At 54.0% G+C, this 18980-nt stretch carries 17 protein-coding genes and 1 riboswitch; of the genes, 6 read left to right on the top strand and 11 right to left on the bottom strand.

What is annotated here, in order from left to right; translation table 11 throughout:
* Nucleotides 1-9: 9 nt before the first annotated feature.
* Both dprA and plsY read right to left on the bottom strand, forming a co-directional pair.
* Nucleotides 10-1098: a DNA-processing protein DprA gene (gene dprA, locus GRI39_RS01675; protein ID WP_160737954.1), complete on the bottom strand. Its 1089-nt coding sequence runs from the start codon at nt 1096-1098 to the stop codon at nt 10-12.
* Nucleotides 1095-1688, bottom strand: coding sequence for a glycerol-3-phosphate 1-O-acyltransferase PlsY (gene plsY / locus GRI39_RS01670; protein WP_160737953.1), 594 nt, complete (start codon nt 1686-1688; stop codon nt 1095-1097). The genes dprA and plsY overlap by 4 nt, the downstream gene beginning before the upstream one ends.
* A 148-nt stretch (nt 1689-1836) precedes the next feature.
* Between plsY and murI the strand changes: the two genes are divergently transcribed.
* From murI to GRI39_RS01655, 3 genes are all read left to right on the top strand, one after another.
* Nucleotides 1837-2646 (top strand): glutamate racemase, encoded by an 810-nt coding sequence (gene murI / locus GRI39_RS01665; RefSeq protein ID WP_246204823.1) that lies wholly within the window; start codon nt 1837-1839, stop codon nt 2644-2646.
* A 127-nt stretch (nt 2647-2773) separates the two neighbouring features.
* A complete protein-coding gene (gene hemA / locus GRI39_RS01660) occupies nt 2774-3988 on the top strand; it encodes a 5-aminolevulinate synthase (protein WP_160737951.1) in 1215 nt (404 codons plus the stop codon).
* Between the two features lie 136 nt (nt 3989-4124).
* Nucleotides 4125-5222, top strand: a complete 1098-nt coding sequence (locus tag GRI39_RS01655; protein ID WP_211371396.1) for a DUF5694 domain-containing protein — start codon at nt 4125-4127, stop codon at nt 5220-5222.
* A 54-nt stretch (nt 5223-5276) separates the two neighbouring features.
* Here GRI39_RS01655 and GRI39_RS01650 read toward each other — a convergent pair whose 3' ends face one another.
* Nucleotides 5277-5729, bottom strand: coding sequence for a c-type cytochrome (locus tag GRI39_RS01650; protein WP_160737950.1), 453 nt, complete (start codon nt 5727-5729; stop codon nt 5277-5279).
* A 229-nt stretch (nt 5730-5958) separates the two neighbouring features.
* Here GRI39_RS01650 and GRI39_RS01645 point away from each other — a divergent pair, with 229 nt between their 5' ends.
* Together GRI39_RS01645 and GRI39_RS01640 are read left to right on the top strand one after the other, a co-directional pair.
* A complete protein-coding gene (locus GRI39_RS01645) occupies nt 5959-6732 on the top strand; it encodes a hypothetical protein (RefSeq protein WP_160737949.1) in 774 nt (257 codons plus the stop codon).
* Between the two features lie 99 nt (nt 6733-6831).
* Nucleotides 6832-7500 carry an epoxyqueuosine reductase QueH gene (locus tag GRI39_RS01640; protein ID WP_160737948.1) on the top strand — a complete coding sequence of 223 codons (669 nt, stop codon included), beginning with the start codon at nt 6832-6834 and terminating at the stop codon, nt 7498-7500.
* A gap of 88 nt (nt 7501-7588) precedes the next feature.
* Here the strand turns inward: GRI39_RS01640 and GRI39_RS01635 are convergent, their stop codons facing one another.
* The 8 genes from GRI39_RS01635 to otsB form a co-directional block, all read right to left on the bottom strand.
* Nucleotides 7589-8794 (bottom strand): type III PLP-dependent enzyme, encoded by a 1206-nt coding sequence (locus GRI39_RS01635; protein WP_160737947.1) that lies wholly within the window; start codon nt 8792-8794, stop codon nt 7589-7591.
* A gap of 171 nt (nt 8795-8965) precedes the next feature.
* Nucleotides 8966-10144 (bottom strand): carboxynorspermidine decarboxylase, encoded by a 1179-nt coding sequence (locus tag GRI39_RS01630; protein WP_160737946.1) that lies wholly within the window; start codon nt 10142-10144, stop codon nt 8966-8968.
* Between the two features lie 133 nt (nt 10145-10277).
* Nucleotides 10278-10655, bottom strand: a complete 378-nt coding sequence (locus GRI39_RS01625) for a hypothetical protein (RefSeq protein WP_160737945.1) — start codon at nt 10653-10655, stop codon at nt 10278-10280.
* A gap of 14 nt (nt 10656-10669) precedes the next feature.
* Nucleotides 10670-11881 carry a saccharopine dehydrogenase family protein gene (locus GRI39_RS01620; protein ID WP_160737944.1) on the bottom strand — a complete coding sequence of 404 codons (1212 nt, stop codon included), beginning with the start codon at nt 11879-11881 and terminating at the stop codon, nt 10670-10672.
* A 1159-nt stretch (nt 11882-13040) separates the two neighbouring features.
* The gene (gene trxB, locus GRI39_RS01615) at nt 13041-14000 is read right to left on the bottom strand and encodes a thioredoxin-disulfide reductase (protein ID WP_160737943.1); all 960 of its coding nucleotides are present in this window, start codon (nt 13998-14000) and stop codon (nt 13041-13043) included.
* 185 nt (nt 14001-14185) lie between these two features.
* Complete coding sequence (locus GRI39_RS01610) at nt 14186-15580, bottom strand: alpha,alpha-trehalose-phosphate synthase (UDP-forming) (protein ID WP_160737942.1); 1395 nt, start codon at nt 15578-15580, stop codon at nt 14186-14188.
* Nucleotides 15577-17388, bottom strand: coding sequence for a glycoside hydrolase family 15 protein (locus GRI39_RS01605; protein ID WP_160737941.1), 1812 nt, complete (start codon nt 17386-17388; stop codon nt 15577-15579). The genes GRI39_RS01610 and GRI39_RS01605 overlap by 4 nt, the downstream gene beginning before the upstream one ends.
* Nucleotides 17373-18152 (bottom strand): trehalose-phosphatase, encoded by a 780-nt coding sequence (gene otsB, locus GRI39_RS01600; RefSeq protein WP_246204821.1) that lies wholly within the window; start codon nt 18150-18152, stop codon nt 17373-17375. Before otsB ends, GRI39_RS01605 begins: the two co-directional genes overlap by 16 nt.
* 42 nt (nt 18153-18194) lie before the next feature.
* Nucleotides 18195-18372, top strand: a riboswitch (yybP-ykoY riboswitch).
* A 10-nt stretch (nt 18373-18382) separates the two neighbouring features.
* On the opposite strand from otsB, the gene GRI39_RS01595 reads away from it, so the two are divergent.
* A complete protein-coding gene (locus GRI39_RS01595) occupies nt 18383-18955 on the top strand; it encodes a TMEM165/GDT1 family protein (RefSeq protein ID WP_160737940.1) in 573 nt (190 codons plus the stop codon).
* Nucleotides 18956-18980 lie beyond the last annotated feature (25 nt).

Here is an 18980-nt window from a genome sequence, read left to right as displayed (position 1 = left end):
AGTCAGCCCTTAAGCTTCAAGTGACACCCGTCCACCAGCATGGCGAACCAGCCGACCGGCAATTTCCAATTCCAGAAGCGCCATTTGCACAGCGCCCGCACTTTGGCCACTCTGCCGGATCAGTTCATCCACGCCCACAGGCGCTGTGGTGAGAAGATTTCCAATGTCGGCGGGTTCATCAGCCAGCTCTTCGGGCGCGCATTCAAAAGCAGATACGGTTTCGCGGAATGTCGAAAGCGGCTGCCCATCAAAGCCAGACAGCAATTCCACCACATCCGCAGGCGATTGCACCAGCACAGCGCCATCGCGGATCAATTGATTGCAACCATGGCTGCGCGTATCGAGTGGGGAGCCTGGTATGGCCATCACTTCACGCCCCGCCTCGCCCGCCAGCCTTGCCGTGATGAGCGAACCTGATTTGGGCGCAGCCTCCACCACCAACGTTCCCGCAGCAAGGCCTGCTATAATTCTGTTTCGACTTGGGAAATGGCTCCCCCGGGGTTCTGTGCCGGGAGGCTGTTCGGCCAACAACAGGCCTTCGGTTGCGATCTGTTCCTGAAGATCGGCATGTTGCGGGGGATAGGCAATTTCAATCCCGCTGGCGATCACTCCGATAGTGGCAGGTAGCGCCCCGCGATGGGCGGCCCCATCGATCCCGCGGGCCAGCCCGGAAACAACCACCAGCCCTTGCCCAGCGAGTTCAGCAGCGAAGTCACGCGCCAGTTTCACCGCAGCAGCAGAAGCATTACGCGCACCGACAATCGCCACACAAGGCTTGGCTGCCAGCGTAATATCGCCCCGATAGAGCAGAATCGGCGGTGACCCGGCCATCTCGCGCAGCAATTGCGGATAGTCTGGTGAATCGTGAAACAAATAGCGCGCGCGCGCTTCACGCGCAGCGGCCACTTCATTCTCAATCTGGACAGTCGAGGCAGCGCGATAAGCCCGTCCGCCCCGCTTGGCCAGATCAGGCAAAGCCTCCAGAGCCGCTTCCGCCGTATCGAACCTCTGGAGCAATTTGGCATAGCTCACCGGGCCGATATTGGGGGAGCGCAGCAAGCGGATGCGCGCAAAGGCTTCCGCTTGCGCCAAGCTCACTTCCTTGACCCCACACGAGGCTCTGTGCCCGCTCTTAGCCGGGCGATATTCTCACGATGGAGCACCAGAATAATCGCGGCCATCGCGCTCAACACCGGGACCAGCTCCCAGCGCCCCAGCACCATGGCCAACACCGGCGCGCTTACCGCTGCGCACATTCCGGCAAAAGAGCTGATCCGGGTGAAATACAGCAGCCCCAGCCATGTCACGGCGTATACCAGCCCAAAGGGCCAGCCGAGGCCAAAACACACCCCAGCTGCCGTGGCCACGCCCTTTCCGCCCTTGAAGCCCAGCCAGACCGGGAAGCAGTGCCCGATCACTGCGCCAAGCGCTGCAAAGCCTACCACCTCCGGCCAAAACTGCCAAGCGAGGAATACCGGCAACCAGCCCTTGAACAGATCAAGCAGCAAGGTTGCCGCAGCCAATTTCTTGCTTCCGGTGCGCAGAACATTGGTTGCGCCGATATTGCCCGATCCGATCTTGCGAACATCCCCTTTGCCCGCGGCCATTGCCAGCAGCAGACCGAAGGGAATCGAACCCAGTACATATCCCAGCGAAGCCGCCAGAAGGGCATCCAGCCCGTTGCTCATCCTAAGTCCCACTTCATCTTGGCCAAACCATCATGGCACCCACGCCACCGCAGATTGCGTGGCTTTGCTGCCATGACGAACAATAATCTTGCACAACCCATAGCGGCTTGCTTGCAATTCCACAGGGGGAAAATATGCCGAAATGGATATGACATGCGAAGCCCCCCTTGCCGATGCCCCTTTGCTGATCTTTGATTCTGGTGTGGGAGGCCTGTCTGTACTGGCTGAAATCCGCAAACTTTTGCCGGATGCGCCTATTGTCTATGCCGCTGATACGGCAGCCCTTCCTTATGGCGAGAAGACGGAAAGCGAAATCGCCGCGCGCGTGCCCGCCATGCTTGGCCGGATGGTAGAGCGATATCGTCCGCGCCTTATCACCATCGCCTGCAACACAGCCTCCACCATTGCCCTTGCCACTGTGAGAGAAGCGCTCGATCTGCCGATTGTTGGCACGGTGCCCGCCATCAAACCGGCTGCGGCGATGACCAAAAGCGGAGTGATCGGGTTACTGGGAACCGCAGCGACAATCCGGCAGGCCTATGTCGATAATCTGGAAGCCGAATTCGCTTCTGGCAAACGCCTGATTCGCTATGGAGCACCCGACCTTGTCGCCGCAGCAGAAGCCAAATTGCGCGGAATTACGCCTGACCCCGCTATTTTCCACGCAGCTATTGAAGGGCTACGCAGTCAGGTACAAGGCAACGAAATTGATACGGTGGTGCTCGCCTGCACGCATTTCCCGCTGGTACAGCAGGAACTGGGCGAAGTGCTGGGGCAAAATGTCCAATTCATCGACGGATCTCAAGGGATTGCCCGGCGCATCCACCACCTTACCCAAGGGCAGGATTTCAGCCGAAAACAACGCGATTTTGCGGTATTCACTGGGGGAGAGCCAGCTGACAGCAGCCTGCTCACCATGTTGCAGAATTATGGCATCGATCACATTGAACGCTTTTAATGCGACAAGCTCGCAAACTCTCTCCTTCCAACGCGGGGCGGATCATCGTAAAGCGCATTCAACTTATCCCTAGCCGCGAAAATAAGGGCGCCAAGCCTTTGAATGCGGAGCAAAACGGACCGGTTGTGTGAATTACGACCAGATTTTTGACCAAGCGATTGACCGTCTTCATTCAGAAGGCCGTTATCGGGTGTTTATCGAAATCCTGCGCAATAAGGGCTCCTACCCCGATGCGCGCTGTTTTGCTGGGCATAATGGCCCCAAGCCGATCACCGTCTGGTGTTCCAATGATTACCTCGCCATGGGGCAACATCCCAAGGTGGTCGAAGCAATGGAAGAAGCGCTGCACAATGTCGGCGCAGGCTCCGGCGGCACGCGCAATATTGGTGGCAATACCCATTATCATATCCAGCTTGAGCAGGAACTGGCCGATCTGCATGGCAAGGAAGGCGCGCTGCTGTTCACCAGCGGCTATGTCTCCAACGACGCCACGCTGTCCACCCTTGCCAAGCTGCTTCCCGGCTGTGTGATCTTCTCGGACGAGCTGAACCACGCCAGCATGATCGCCGGTATCCGCAATTCCGGCTGTGAAAAGCGCGTGTGGCGGCACAATGATGTGGCCCATCTGGAAGAACTGCTCGCTGCAGAAGACCCTGATGTGCCCAAGCTGATCGCGTTTGAAAGCGTCTATTCAATGGATGCCGATGTCGCCCCGATCCACGCGATTTGCGATCTGGCGGACAAATATAACGCCCTCACCTATATCGATGAAGTCCATGCGGTCGGCATGTATGGCGCGCGCGGCGGTGGCATTTCAGAACGCGACGCTGCAGCAGGCCGGATCGACATTATCGAAGGTACGCTAGGCAAGGCCTTTGGTGTGATGGGCGGCTATATCGCAGCCGATCAAAAGATCATCGATGTGATCCGTTCATACGCCCCCGGCTTCATCTTCACGACCTCGCTCAGCCCCGTTCTGGTGGCAGGGGTGCTCGCATCTGTTCGCCATCTCAAATCCTCTTCGGAAGAGCGTGAGAAGCAGCAGGCAAGCGCCGCCACGCTAAAACGCATGATGCGTGAAGCAGGCCTGCCTGTGCTCGATTCCACCACCCATATCGTACCGCTCATGGTAGGCGATCCGGTGAAGGCGAAACGCATCAGCGATATTCTGCTGGCCGAATATGGCGCCTATGTGCAGCCGATTAATTACCCCACCGTTCCCCGCGGGAAAGAGCGCCTGCGCTTCACCCCCGGCCCGGCGCACACAGACGCCATGATGCGCGAATTGACCGACGCACTGGTGGAAATCTGGGACCGTCTGGAAATGCGTCTGGCGGCTTAAGCTCAGGCCGCGAAGACGCATTGCTCCAGCGCGACACTGAAGCGCTGCAAGGCCGCTTTCACCAATGAACAGCACTGTTCGCACTTGTTCAATTGAGTGCTAGCTTTACCCACTCTCATATTGGCAGGAGTCGGGCATGATACGGCCAAAGTTTGCGGCAGCGAGGGCTCTGATATTTCTCGCTATAGGATTTAGCGGCGCTGCTGTTGCGCAAAACTACCATCCGTCCTTTCAGCCTGACCGGTTCGATGATCGCCCAGCGGGATCACCTAATGAAGTGATGGTCCTTGCATCGCCGCATCTCTCCACCCTGCCAGATAATTTCCGCCCGGAAATGACCCAGCCATTGGTGAATCGCCTTGTAAAATGGCATCCAACGGCTGTTGCGGTAGAAAACAGCTCTGGCCTGCTCTGTGATGCAATGCAGCGGCAGCCCGCACGATATGACGAAGAGACCCTCAACAGCTATTGCTTCGATACCACAGAAGCCCATCAGGCAAGCGGTCTCGATGTGCCAACCGCCAATGCCGACGTCGAGAAGATCCTTGCGAATTGGCCGGATGACCCCACTCCTCAACAACGGCGAAAACTGGCATTGCTCTTTCTGGCTGCTGGCGAGCCAGCTTCGGCAACCGTTCAGTGGCTCCGCCTGCCCCAACAGGAACGCCGCGCTGAAGGCCAGCTCACTGACACGCTGGCAACCTTTCTCGACCGCCAGACAAGCCGAAAGAACGAAGTTGACCTCATAGCAGCGCAAGTGGCCGCGAAATCCGGCCTGGAGCGCGTGTGGAACGTCGACGATCAGTCATATTATGCAGGCGATATGCTCGATAACGAAGCCTATGGCGCGGCCCTTATGAAAGCGTGGGATAACCCGGCCACCAAGGCGCGGAACGCACAAAGTGACGCGCTCAATGCCAATTTGGGCAAAGCTGACGGCCTACTGGATATTTACCGCGCGTATAATTCGCCCTCATATGCCATAGAAGCCTACCACTCGGACTGGGGCGCTGCCCTCGCGGAACCTTCCCCCGAAGCGTTCGGGCGGCGTTATGTCGCTTATTGGGAAACACGCAATCTGCGCATGGTCGCCAATATCAGGGAAGTGCTTGGCCGCAAGCCGGGAACAAAATTGCTGGCGATTGTTGGCGCTTCCCACAAAGGGTATTACGAGGCCTATCTCAATCAGATGCGCGATGTGAAGCTGGTCGATGTCATGCAGGTTCTGCAATAACGCCCATCGATCAACTGCCCTGGCAGCATTTTGGCGAAGAGTGCTGAAACATGGCTAATCCGCCTCTTTTTGCAGATAAGCAATCACATCAGCGCGGTTGAGCGGATCAGCAATCCCGCCAAATTGCATTTTTGTACCGGGGACCACCTTTTGTGGGTTCTGGAGCCAGGCATCCAGGGTTTGTGCATCCCATGTGCCGCCTGCGTTGCTGAGCGCTGCGGTGTAGCTGAAAGCTCTGCTACCCTGCCCCATTCTTTTGCCAAATATACCGTGCAGGTTTGGCCCGTTCTTATCCGCGCCGCCTTTGCGGATCGTATGGCACGCTGCACATTGGCCAAATTTTCTGGCACCGGCATCAGCATCAGCAACTTTCATCAAAGCACTGAGCGATGGGTTGGGACCGGCCGCCGCCAGCCGCTCATCGTGGCGGTCGTCACTGCATGCGCCAAGGAAGGGCGCAATCAGCAGAATTGCAGCCGCTTGGGTATAGAAGAAAGAGTGCCTCATCGATCCGCCCTATAGCTGGCCAACAGCACCTCACAATAGCGGACCAATTGCCTCACAAGAGAGGCGTAAAGGCCATTGGTTGGTCTGGCGGATTATGTAGATTCATCGAGTAATTGTGCGATATTTCACGCTCTTTTCTCCAATTGCGCACAACAGACTTGCAGGTGAAACACTTTACCGCTTCAACCGTAAGACTGGCAGGGCATGTGCACAGCAACAGGAGAATGGCATGAGCGAAGCAATCGTCCGGATTAATGAGAATTTCTGGAATATTCGGGGGATCTTCAAAATTGCCGGCCTATTGAATGTGGGGACGCAGGCTTCTCTCGTGAAATTACCCAGCGGAAATTTTATTTTCCTGGATTCCTACTCTCTGACACCAGAAATGCAGCGTGATATTTTTGCGCTGACTGAGGGGGGAAATCGGGTGGAGGCAATCCTCAATCTGCATCCCTTCCACACTCTCCATTGCGATGGGATGGCATCGCTCTTCCCGCACGCCAAAGTCTATGGCTCAACCCGCCATAAACATTGCTGCCCGCAAATCCACTGGCAAGAGGCAACGGTAGAAAGTAACAAAGTATCAGAGCTTTACAGCGATGTTCTGGACTTTTCCCAGCCCCGCGGGGTGGATTACATTTCCGATAATGGGAACGTGCATTTTTCCTCACTGCTGGCCTATCACAAGCCCTCAGGCGTCATCCATGTTGATGACACGCTCACCTATTTCAATTGGCCTGCACCGCTGAGCTGGATATTGCCCAAGCCCAAAATCTCCTTCCACCCCACGCTGGCCAAGGCGCTTGAAAAGCGGCCCGGTGCGGCAGGTGATTTCAGTGGCTGGGCGCAGGAATTGGGGGAACGCTGGTCCGCTGCCGCAGTGGTCTGCGCTGCCCATTCAGACTCCACTGCGATCACTCCGGGCAGCTTTCCGAAGAAAATCAGTTCGGCATTGGACCGGGTCTCCGGCACTCTGGCCAAACATCGCGACAAATATGGCTGAGGCGAAATAAGCACCCTCCGTACTGGCAGGGGTTCCATCTCACCCCTTAGATCGGTTATGGCGCGCCTATTGCCTATCAAGGCCATACGGACAGCTATTATGACCACGACCGATATCGAACGCCCGGTTCTTACTCCGCCTGAAGGCCACAAGCGCGTGCTGCTGCATAGCTGCTGTGCGCCATGTTCGGGCGAAGTGATGGAAGCCATGACGGCGAGCGGAATCGACTATACGATCTTCTTCTACAATCCGAATATTCACCCCAAGGAGGAATATATCCTCCGCAAGGAAGAGAATATCCGCTTTGCTGAAGAACATAATGTGCCTTTCGTCGATGCCGATTACGACACTACCAATTGGTTCAAACGCGCACGCGGCCTTGAATGGGAGCCGGAACGCGGTGCACGCTGCACCATGTGCTTCGACATGCGCTTTGAACGCACTGCCCTCTACGCCCACGAGAATGATTTTCCGGTCATGACCTCCTGCCTTGGCATTTCGCGTTGGAAAGACATGAACCAGATCAACGGTTCTGGCGAACGGGCTGCAGCGCATTATCCTGATCTGAAGTATTGGACCTTCAACTGGCGTAAAGGCGGCGGCGGCGCACGGATGATCGAGATTTCCAAGCGCGAACAATTCTATCAGCAGGAATATTGCGGCTGCGTCTATTCGCTACGTGACACCAACGCCCACCGCGCGGCGCAAGGTCGCCCGGAAGTGGAATTGGGCAAGCATTATTACGGCAAGGACCAGGCACCGGGCTAAGCCGTGCTTTCCGCTCCACCACACAAGAAAAGGCCCCGGCAGGATCGCTCCTCCGGGGCCTTTTTATAACTGATAATGTAACCAGCGCTTAGCGCAAGCTCACCACATTGTCGCTTTCGCGCGGGTCAACCCTATCACCGCGATAGAGGCTAGCCATAGGTTCGTTGGACACATTCACACATGCCGCCGCACCAAAGCCATTAAAGCCAGTCTTCATCGCTGCGCCATAGGCACCGAGCATACCGATTTCGATATAATCGCCAGCCTGAATGTCAGCGGGAAGCATGAAAGGGCCTTTCATGAAATCCGCATCGTCACAGGTCGGGCCGTAGAAGGAAAACTCCATCAGGCCTTCGGTCAGATCATCTTCCAGTGCTTCCACTGGAAAACGCCATTCCACATGGGCTGCATCGAACAAGGCACCATAGGCCCCATCGTTGATGTAAAGTTCATCCCCACGACGCTTTTCCACCAGCACGATGAGCGAGCTATATTCTGCACACAGCGCCCGGCCCGGTTCGCACCACAGCTCTGCCGAATAGGAAATCGGCAGATTTTCAAAATGGCGATGGATCACAGCGAAGTAATCTTCGAGCGGTGGCGGTTCCATGCCGGGGTAAGAGCTCGGGAAGCCCCCACCCACGTCCACGATGTCCACCGTCACGGCTGCTTCTGCAATCGCGGCACGAACGCGCTCCAGCGCCTGCACATAGGCAAACGGCGTCATCGCCTGACTGCCAACGTGGAAGCAGATGCCCAGCGCATCACAATGCTGGCGGGTTGCCTGAAGCAGCGGAGCCGCATCAGCCAGATCGATGCCGAATTTGGATGCCAGCGACAGTTCCGAATAATCGGAAGATACACGCAGACGCACCAGCAGGTTCAGATCTTCAGCCTGTGCGCCGTCTTGCGAACGGGTGGCTTCAACGATCTTCTCCAGCTCTTCGATCGTATCGAGGCTGAATGTCTTCACGCCATGCGTGTGATAGGCTTCGGCTACAGCTCGCTTGGTCTTCACGGGATGCATGAAGCACAGCGTTGCATCAGGCAAAACCCCGCGCACCATCCGCACTTCGGCAATGGAAGCGACATCAAAATGCGTCACGCCAGAATCCCATAGGATCTGAACGATTTCGGGCGAAGGATTGGCCTTCACCGCATACAGCGATTTTCCGGGAAATTTCTGCGCGAAGAAGCGTCCAGCCCGAGCCGCCGCATGTGGGCGATTCAGGATGACAGGCTCATCCGGCGAAAGATCACGAACTACAGCCGAGGCGTCAGGGTAAATGTGCAATTCAAGGGACCCCCAAACGGTTAGTTTTACAAGCGAGGCTGCCTTGCGGTTAGGAAGTCCCCATGGGGCAGCAGAGGGCGCGCATATAAGCCTCGTGTGACGACATGCAAGGGGAAATTTATGACACTCGACAGAGCGTTCCCCTTGCACGGTTTTCTGACCTACGTCTGGTCAGGACAGTCGGTTCCGGAAATCCTCATATCCGAAGCTCCTGATCTGTTCGAGCTGGTCAGTTTCACTATCCCACAACCAGATGGATGGCAGGGGCACACCGTTGAAACTGTTGGTTTTTACCATGGAATAATGGGCCTGATCCAGAAAGGCGATTCGCTCCCCCGGCTTGCAAGGCACAGGCAGGCGATAATCGCCGATCACATCCCCTGCGAGGCATGACGGGCCACCAAGACGTATCTTCTCCCCTGCCCCATCTTCATCCTCATGCAGCATGGCCGGACGATAGGGCGCTTCGATCACATCAGGCATATGGCAGGTCGCGGAAATATCGGTGATCGCCAACGGCATACCGTTATAATGCGAATCCAGAACCGTGCCGGTGAGAATGCCAGCATCCAGCGCCACGGCCTCACCCGGTTCCATATAGATTTCAGCCCCGGTCCGCTCCTGCAGTTCAATCAGGAATTCAACCAGTTCATCACGCTGATAATCCGATCTTGTGATATGGTGCCCCCCGCCTAGGTTAATCCAGCGCAGATGGCCAAAGTAGGGCTCAATATGCGGCTCCAGCGCTTCCCATGTGCGCTTCAACGGCACAAAATCCTGCTCGCACAAAGTGTGGAGGTGGATGCCATCGACCAGTTCGATATGATCATCTTCAAGTTGATCGATCGGGAAGCCAAGGCGCGAATGCGGCGCACATGGATCATAGCGCGGCACTTCCCCTTCGGCATGCATCGGATTGAGCCGCAGACCAACATCAAAATCGAGGCCCTGCGTGCGTGCATGAGCAATCACTTGTGAACACAGTTCAATCTGGCCCGGCGTGTTGAAGATCACATGATCGGACAAGCGGCAGATTTCCAACAGTTCATCAGGCTTATAGGCTGCACAATAGGTGGCAATCTCACCATCATAATGCTCTGATGCCAACCGCGCTTCCCACAGGCCGGAGGTGCAGACACCATCAAGATATTCACCAATGATCGGTGCAACCGACCACATGGAAAAAGCTTTCAATGCCGAAAGGATCTTGATCCCGGAACGGTTCCGTACATCGGCAAGAACTCGTAAATTCTCACGCAATTTGGCCGCATCCACGACGAATGCGGGGCTATCAACCCGGTTGAGATCAAACTGAGCAAATGCTCCGGGATCGCCAGCCTGTGTTTCCATTATGGTCCTTACATTAACGTGATTTCTTGCCCCTGAAAGGGGCATGCCCTGCGCCTCCCCTTAAGGGAAAGCGCAAGGCATGGCCACACCCGGAGAGCTGTTGCACCGCCCCGGTCATTTTGGAAGCGACAGGTCAATCCACGCAGATGGATCGTACCGCTTTGCCATTTTCAACTTCGGCATAGCAGCCAAACAGATGGTCATCCGCCTGACAGGTTCCTGCCACTTGATGACCTTCACCGCTATTGCCCTTTACGATGCATTTGCCGTCGCAGGTTGAACTGTCCGTGCAACTCTCACCCGCATCAGCAAAAGGATGCACGCAAACCTCTGCCTGTAACCGCCCGCGTTTTTCCACAGTGCCGCCAGTTTCAGTACAATCGCGCTGCTCTTGCTGACTGAGAAAAAGCTTTGGGCCTGTAGTCTGTGCCGGTGTTTCCGGTGCTGTTGACGGACTGCAGGCAGCCAGAATCATGGCGCTGGCCAACGCACCCATAGCAAATTTCATCATCACTGATCTTTCGTTTAAAATTCCAGTGGACCAGCCAACTCCTTAACCTGCCATGGAAGCCCGTTGTTACCGAGCATTTCCAAAAACGGATCGGGATCGAACTGCTCCATGTTGAAGACACCTTCGCCGGCCCATTTGCCGGTCAGCATCATTGCCGCACCCACCATGGCCGGAACACCAGTGGTATAACTCACAGCCTGGTTTCCGGTTTCCGCATTCGCGTCTTCATGGTCACATATGTTATAGATATAGAAGGTTTTTTCACCTGAACCATCACGTGCATCACCGGTAGCAATGTCACCAATATTGGTCTTGCCCTTGGTGGTTTCGCCCAGAGTTTCCGGCTTTGGCAGTACAGCAGCCAGGAATTGCAGCGGAATGATGTCTTTGCCCTGATAGGTGATCGGCTCAATCCCCGTCATGCCGACATTCTGTAAGACGGTCAGATGTTTGATATATTCATCGCCAAAGGTCATCCAGAAACGCGCGCGTTCCAGCTCTGGCAGGAACTTCGACAGGCTCTCCAGCTCCTCATGATACATGAGGTACATGTTCTTCTGGCCAACTTCGTCGAACTCGAACTGCTGACGGATCGTCAGGGCCGGAGTTTCCACCCATTCGCCATTCGCCCAGTGTCGTGCAGGGGCCGTCACTTCGCGGATGTTGATTTCAGGATTGAAATTCGTCGCAAAAGCCTGACCGTGATCACCGCCATTGCAATCAAGAATGTCGAGCTGGCGGATGGTTTCGAGCTTGTGCTTCTTCAGCCACATTGCGAAAACACTGGTGACGCCCGGATCAAAACCAGAGCCAAGCAGAGCCATCAGGCCCTTTTCGCGGAACTTTTCCTGATAGGCCCACTGCCAGCTATATTCGAACTTGGCTTCATCCTTCGGCTCATAATTGGCCGTATCGAGATAGTTCACACCCGCTTCAAGGCAGGCATCCATGATCGGCAAATCCTGATAAGGCAGTGCCAGATTGACCACCAGCTTGGGTTGAATCTGCTTAATCAGCCGCGTGAGCGCCGGCACTTCTTCAGCATCAATTTCATAGGTTGAAATATCGACACCAGTGCGACTTTTAACGCTCTGCGCAATCGCATCGCATTTCGCCTTGGTACGGCTGGCAAGATGGATGTCTGTAAAAATGGCATTGTTCATCGCCATCTTGTGAACGGCAACCGAGCTGACGCCACCAGCGCCGATGATCAGGACTTTGGACATTGATGTCTCCACTGAATTCGAATCTTGCCCGCCCTCTTAGAGAGGTTTCGTGTCAGATGAAATCATTCTGCCGCCCGATGACATGCCACGAATTCATTTCAGAAATGCGTTGATAGGGGCAAATGATCCGAAGTCATGTTTACGATGGCACTAGCCCAGCACCATGTTAGACCGGATGGCATAGAACAAGTGGATTTGTTCAGCCGAATTTCTGGCGGTCATTATCGGTAGCGTCGGCACCTTTTAGACCACCTTCAACACCCCTTAGGCCCCGCTCTGTTCTTTTCAGGCACTGGTAGCATCCGTCCTAAAGCGAGCAGATCAAGGTTAATTATAGGTAATTTCGTTAATCTTCGGTTCTGGGGAAACTTTTCTGGAATGCACTGTCCAAGGCATAGCCATCAGAGAAGAACGGGATGATACACTTCATTAAGATCGTTCAAAACTGGCAAAAATCAGCCACCTCAGCTCTTGAAAAAGTTGAGTCGTGCGCAAAGTGTCAGTACGGTTGGCCATATCATAGCGTTGATAACATCATCAAAACATTGCCAATAATGAATGCGCTCACCGACCTGGTCGGCGTACATGCAGTCCAGTATCACTGCAGTAACGGATGCAGCCAAAGCAACTAACCAGACGCTCTTATCCCCAAGCCGTGCCCTTAAGCAGGATAGAGCCACAAAAAAAACCAATAATCCCGCATGGATATAAAGCGTATCTCTGGAAATTCCGGTAGTCGATAGGATCAATATCTTAAAATTATGAAATGTCGCTAGCATCTACTTGAGCCCCCGGGATTTCTATCTTTTTCGTCGCTACTTTAAAGAAATATCAGAAATCAGCATTATCGCATATTTTCCTATTCTTCGTTAATATTCGTACGACTTTCAAATCACTCGTTAACCATATTTCTCAGTACGTCAGCCGAGATTTTCCGGCAGAATGCGGAAAATCTCGGCTGACGTTATCGGGTGGTTGTCAGTGGGTTAGACGAAGTTTCTAAACCTGCAAGGGCAGAGAACCGAGGTATTCATGCCTTTTCCCAAAATGGGAAAGTTCAAAATTAATTTAAAAAAAATGGGGCCGCACTTAATAAATGCAGCCCAAATCGAACCCTACTTGAGAATCAAGCCTATTTAAGCATAAAAATGCTAAGCTGTTATTTTTTATCCATAAATTCTTGGGCGGCAAGAAAACGCTCAGCATCAAGCGCAGCCATACATCCGGTGCCAGCTGCTGTAACAGCCTGCCTATAGGTATGATCCATCACATCACCACAGGCGAAAACGCCGGGAATGCTGGTTTTCGGAGTACCAGGTTCGACCACCAGATAGCCCGATTCTTCCATCGCCAGTTTGCCATGAAACAGATCGGTCGACGGCGCATGACCAATCGCGACAAAACCACCCTGGCAATCGAAATGGCTTATTTCCGCGGTGTCACTGTCTGCCAATTCCAATCCCGTCAGCCCACCTTGCAGTGGATCACCGATGAATTTCTCTACCCGCTTATTCCACAGAACTGAAATCTTAGGGTTCGCGAACAGGCGATCTTGCAGAATTTTCTCCGCCCGCAATTCGCTGCGGCGATGAATCAGAGTTACGTCATCAGAATGATTGGTGAGATATAGCGCTTCTTCAACCGCCGTATTGCCACCACCGATAACGGCCACCTTCTTACCCCGGTAGAAGAAGCCATCACAGGTCGCGCAGGCAGACACACCCTTACCTGAAAGCTCCTGCTCACCCGGAACACCAAGCCATTTTGCCTGCGCTCCTGTTGCAATGACGAGCGTTTCACCCGCATATTCATCCCCGCTATCCCCTTTCGCAATGAAAGGAGAGCCGTTGGCAAGGTCTACTTCAGTAATCGTATCCCACATCATCCGCGTGCCGACGTGCTCAGCCTGTGCCTGCATTTCCTGCATCAGCCAAGGACCTTGGATAACATCACGAAAACCGGGATAGTTTTCCACATCGGTGGTTATCGTAAGCTGACCACCGGGCTGCAACCCTTGTACAACAATCGGCTCCATGCCAGCGCGAGCCGCGTAGATAGCCGCCGTAAGACCTGCCGGGCCTGAACCGATAATCAGCATTTTGGTTTTATGCGTTGTCATGAAATTCCGTCCATTCTTGCCTTGCGCAGCGCCCTAAACGCATTCGCATGGGCAGCGCAATCACTGGGCGCGAAAACGCGCCCTCAATTGCCAATGGAGGTGCGCATTTTCACTTCAGATCACAAGAGCTACGTGTGATAGGCTTTTTGCCGTTTACCCAAGCACAGCTTGGGCACAAGCCTGACTCATTGAACAGAAGGAGCCACTGCCGCCAGATCATTAGTGAAGTTCTGCGTCCAGCGCTGCACATTCTCTTCCTTTACAGATTGGTGCATCCGCTCCCATCGCTCTTTACGCTCAGCTAGCGGCATATCGAGCGCGATGCGGATATTATGCGCCACATCATCCGGGCTATGCGGATTGACGAGCAATGCATCCTGCAGTTGCTGAGCAGCGCCAGCAAAACGCGAGAGAATGAGAACACCGGGATCTTCCGGGTCTTGAGCAGCAACATATTCTTTAGCCACAAGATTCATGCCGTCACGCAGTGGTGTCACCAGCCCAATCTTAGAAGCCCGGTAAAACCCGAAAAGCTCTTCCTGAGACTGCCCTTTGTTCACATAACGGATGGGAACGATATCCACTTCCGACCTAGCACCATTGATCTGGCCCGTCTTCTGTTCAAGCAGAGAGCGAATGTCCTGATAAGAGCCGATCCCCTCACGTGATGGCGGGGCAATCTGGATATATATCAACTCACGCACACGATCAGGGTAAGTGTCGAAAAACCGACCAATGCCATCAATCCGCTCGGGAAGGCCTTTAGAATAATCGAGACGATCCACTCCGATCATAGCCAGCCGGTGCCGTGTGCTCGACAGCAATCGCTGCTGAGCCTGCTTGGCCTCCCCTGTTTCGCCTTTCGACATGAAGTGATCGTAATCAATCCCAATCGGATAAGCTCTGGCGATAGAAGTATGACCGTTAAGCGTGACCTCGCCAGTCTGCTCATTCACATCGGCACCCAGTTCCTTGCGGCAATAATGCAGGAAACTTTCAAGCCATTCGTCGCACTGAAATCCGATCAGGTCATAATGCAACATCGCATCCACCAACCGCTCGTGAAACGGCAATGAGACAAGCAGCCTCGTTGGAGGCCAAGGGGTATGAAGGAAGAAACCCATACGGTTCTTCAATCCCTTGGAACGAAGGCGTTCGCCTAGTGGAATCAGGTGATAATCATGCACCCAAACCATATCGTCCTGGTCAATAAGTGGTAGAACACTGCTGGCGAAATTTTCATTTACACGTTCATACCCGACGCCAAACTCACGCTCATATTCGGTGAGGTCAATCCGGTAATGAAACAAGGGCCACAAAGTCGAATTAGCATAGCCATTGTAATATTCTTCGACATCCTGAGTAGCCAGATCGACTGTTGCAGTGGTTACACCATCGTGTCGTTGGAAGTGAAGATGGCCTGTAAACTCCTCAACATCTTCACCTGACCACCCAAACCAGATGCCACGGTTTTGTTTAAGCGCTGAGTTCAACGCGCCGGACAACCCTCCTTGAGCACCTGCCACACCCCGCGCCTTTGGGACGTCAACGCGGTTCGAAATAACGACTAATCGGCTCATCTAACAGTATCCCAGGATTTAGAGAGAAGTTCCGCACAGTTAATTATACCAACCAGCGAGTAAGTTTGTGGGAAGTTCCCCCAAAGCTCTCCAGTTTCAAAATCCATATCCTCGGAAAGAAGGCCAGATTTCGTGCGGTGATTGAGCATTGTACAAAAAAGTTCACGGGCTTCTTCGTCACGATGCGCCAGGTGGAGGGCTTCAATGAGCCAAAATGTGCAAATATTAAATGCGGTTTCGGGAAGACCAAAATCATCTTCTTTGGCATATCGGAGCATATGCGGCCCACGTCGCAAAGCTTTCTCTATTGCCTCGAAAGTTGCCTGAAAACGTGTGTCGTCGCTGTCGATATAGTGCAGTTCGACCATCTGGAGCAGACTGGCATCGAGATAATCAGTTTCGAAAGTAGCGCCATAATGACCATTATCGCCGTCGCCTTTCCAGGCGTGCTTTTCGATCGTTGAGCGGATCATGTCCGCTCTTTCCTGCCACAACTCAGCCCGGTCTGACTTGCCCAGATAGGAAGCGACATTGGCAAGGCGGTCACAGGCCGCCCAACTCATCACGGCTGAATATGTGTGAACTTCTTCTCGGGTCCGAAACTCCCACAAGCCGGCATCTGGCTGATCGTGCATTTTCCACGCCATTTCGCCAACTTGCTCAAGACTCTCGAAGTCACCTTCATCGGCCATCCGGATAAGTCGTTTATCGAAGAACCCCTGCGCCGTTGGCAGAACAATTTGCCCATAGCAGTCATGCTGAACCTGCTTATACGCTGCATTGCCGATGCGGACCGGCCCCATATCTCTATAGCCTGCCAGATAAGGAGCGGTCGCTTCGTTGAGCTCGGCAACACCCATGACAGAGTAAAGCGGCTGTATCTGCCCGCCCTTGGCACTATCCACAATATTGCGCAAATAGCCGAGGTATTTTTCCATCACATCCAGCGCACCGAGCCGGTTCAAAGCCTGAATCGTATAATAGGAATCGCGTATCCAGCAGTAGCGATAATCCCAATTGCGTTCCGTGTTGGGCGCTTCCGGAATGGACGTAGTGAGCGACGCCACGATGGCGCCCGTTTCTTCATGCTGGCACAGTTTTAGCGTGATCGCAGCCCGGATCACTTCATCCTGCCACTCCAGCGGAGTCGCAAGTCCACGGACCCAGAGTTGCCAGTATTTGCGCGTGTTGGAATGCATCCGCCGCACTTCACCGCGCACATTGCCGCTAAACGGCTCGTCAGGACCTAGAAAGAAGTGCTGATCACTTTCCACACGAAATGGGCGCTGTTCAAGAATATACCCTACCGGCGAATCCGTACTGAGCCGCATGACCTGACTGCCAACGAGATAACGAATATGGTTCGTGCCATTTGTCGTTTCTGCAACGCTGGTGCCGTAATCTCGCATCGGCCGCAAAACCACGCGCATACGCGGTGCGCCGGATACCGGGCGTACTATACGGGTGAACGCTACCGGCCTGTACATCCGGCCATTGCGTTCAAAGCGTGGGCAAAAGTCGAAAATTTCAACCGCGCTGCCGTCTTCGGCTTCCAGCCGTGTAATCAGAATAGGTGAATTGCGTTCGTAACGCTGCGTTGCAGAAACCTGACCTTCAAGCTCAAACCGCCATACGCCAACGTCCTGACTGCGGCCATTGAGCAGTGAGCAAAAAACCGGATCGCCATCCACTCTGGGAACACACCCCCAGACAAGACCAGCCCTTTCATCGATCAAACCAGACACTTGGCAATTGCCGATGGGCCACAATTCAAGATCGGGTTTCACACCGCTCACAGATCCAGCCATTCAATAACCTCTTTTGGTGAAGCGAGCCTGTGCAGCGCTTCAGTAGAAAAACGATCACCGACCAGGATTCCAAAGCCTCCCAATCGGCTGACAGCGTTAAAACCATCTTCATCGGTCACATCGTCGCCAATAAAGATAGGCAAAGCACCTTTGAAGGGCTCCTCCACCATGAAAGCGTTGACTGCCCCTCCCTTGTCAGCTCCTGGGCGAACAAGTTCGAAAACAAATTTGCCTCGCTTCAATCTGAGCTCATGCTGCTCTGCAATATTCTTAGCGAACGTGAGGCCATCGTGTTCCCGATCAGGAACAGATCTATAGTGCAGCGCAGCACCATGGGCTTTGGTTTCCAGATCAAAGCCGTTCGCTTGTGCATATTTTCCAAGAGCATCGTAAACTTCTCGAGGTAGCCCTTCTGGCTCTGCACCGAGCCGATGACCATCAGCCTGAAACCGAGATATTCCGTGAGATCCTGCACGGGCAATTTTCAGAGGACCAAGGTGCTGTTCAAGATTGTCGGTCGCCCGACCGCTCACCAATGCCAACCTGCCGTCCAAGGTAGCAGCTAATGCCTCGAGCCGCTGCGCCAGATTGCTAGGTATATTGATGCTATCGGGCGTTGGAGCGAGATCAACAAGCGTCCCATCAAAATCGAGAAAGAGAGCAATAGGCCCGCGTTCACGCAAGGCCTTCAACGGTGGGGGCAAAGGAAGAGCCGGTTTTTCATCCATCGCATTCATGGATAGGGATTGAGGCGCTTCGGTCAAGCGCGTGACGCCTTGCCTTTCGAACTTCCGCCCATTAAAGGGCTTCCCGTCATCTGGGGAGTAGCCAACCGCATTTATGCGGGCTTTCGCGTCAACATACTCGGTCGAGAGATCGTGGTGCGGAAGGGACGGATAACCGTTCAGGCGAGACCAATGACATTGCGATCCTTCCCGGGCCGGGCTGGATTTGCAGTGTCATTGCGCGTGCTCGCCCGGCCCCGGAGCATTTTATGGAAGCCTTGCTGACCTCTACGACCGTGGTCGCTCTCGCCGAAATTGGCGATAAAACGCAATTGCTTGCTATTCTTCTAGCGACCCGTTTCAAACGGCCTGTACCTATTATTCTGGGCATCTTTTTCGCTACGATCGCCAACCACTTTCTAGCAGCGATGGTGGGGCATCAAATTGCCTCAATCCTTGACGGTGATTGGTTCCGTTACATTATTGCTGCCGGCTTTATTCTGATGGCAGGCTGGACGCTGATACCGGACAAATTAGACGATGAAGACGAAAAGCCATCGCGTTTTGGTGCTTTCACCACCACATTGATCGCCTTCTTCCTTGTTGAGATGGGCGATAAAACGCAGATCGCAACTGTAGCCCTAGGCGCTCAGTTCAGCAGTGTTTTTGCAGTCACAGCCGGCACAACAATTGGCATGATGATTGCTAACGTTCCCGCTGTGATCTTTGGTAACGCGCTTATCAAGCGGATACCTATGGGTGTGATCCGCTACATTGCAGCAGCGCTCTTCCTGGTCATTGGTGTTTGGGTTCTATGGCAAACACTCAGCGCTGCAGGCTAATAAAATTCATCCTGATCTGCGCCTG

The organism is Altericroceibacterium indicum (assembly GCF_009828105.1).
Taxonomy (GTDB): Bacteria; Pseudomonadota; Alphaproteobacteria; order Sphingomonadales; family Sphingomonadaceae; genus Altericroceibacterium; species Altericroceibacterium indicum.
The sequence above is the reverse complement of the archived record's forward strand: the minus strand, read 5'-3'. Positions and strand labels throughout refer to the sequence as shown.

Bases quoted from the DNA above. Each gene is read 5' to 3' on its own strand.
- plsY (WP_160737953.1), bottom strand. From the start codon at position 1,688: ATGAGCAACGGGCTGGATGCCCTTCTGGCGGCTTCGCTGGGATATGTA.
- murI (WP_246204823.1), top strand. From the start codon at position 1,837: ATGACATGCGAAGCCCCCCTTGCCGATGCCCCTTTGCTGATCTTTGAT.
- GRI39_RS01655 (WP_211371396.1), top strand. From the start codon at position 4,125: ATGATACGGCCAAAGTTTGCGGCAGCGAGGGCTCTGATATTTCTCGCT.
- GRI39_RS01650 (WP_160737950.1), bottom strand. From the start codon at position 5,729: ATGAGGCACTCTTTCTTCTATACCCAAGCGGCTGCAATTCTGCTGATT.
- GRI39_RS01645 (WP_160737949.1), top strand. From the start codon at position 5,959: ATGAGCGAAGCAATCGTCCGGATTAATGAGAATTTCTGGAATATTCGG.
- GRI39_RS01640 (WP_160737948.1), top strand. From the start codon at position 6,832: ATGACCACGACCGATATCGAACGCCCGGTTCTTACTCCGCCTGAAGGC.
- GRI39_RS01630 (WP_160737946.1), bottom strand. From the start codon at position 10,144: ATGGAAACACAGGCTGGCGATCCCGGAGCATTTGCTCAGTTTGATCTC.
- GRI39_RS01625 (WP_160737945.1), bottom strand. From the start codon at position 10,655: ATGATGAAATTTGCTATGGGTGCGTTGGCCAGCGCCATGATTCTGGCT.
- GRI39_RS01620 (WP_160737944.1), bottom strand. From the start codon at position 11,881: ATGTCCAAAGTCCTGATCATCGGCGCTGGTGGCGTCAGCTCGGTTGCC.
- trxB (WP_160737943.1), bottom strand. From the start codon at position 14,000: ATGACAACGCATAAAACCAAAATGCTGATTATCGGTTCAGGCCCGGCA.
- GRI39_RS01610 (WP_160737942.1), bottom strand. From the start codon at position 15,580: ATGAGCCGATTAGTCGTTATTTCGAACCGCGTTGACGTCCCAAAGGCG.
- GRI39_RS01605 (WP_160737941.1), bottom strand. From the start codon at position 17,388: ATGGCTGGATCTGTGAGCGGTGTGAAACCCGATCTTGAATTGTGGCCC.
- GRI39_RS01595 (WP_160737940.1), top strand. From the start codon at position 18,383: ATGGAAGCCTTGCTGACCTCTACGACCGTGGTCGCTCTCGCCGAAATT.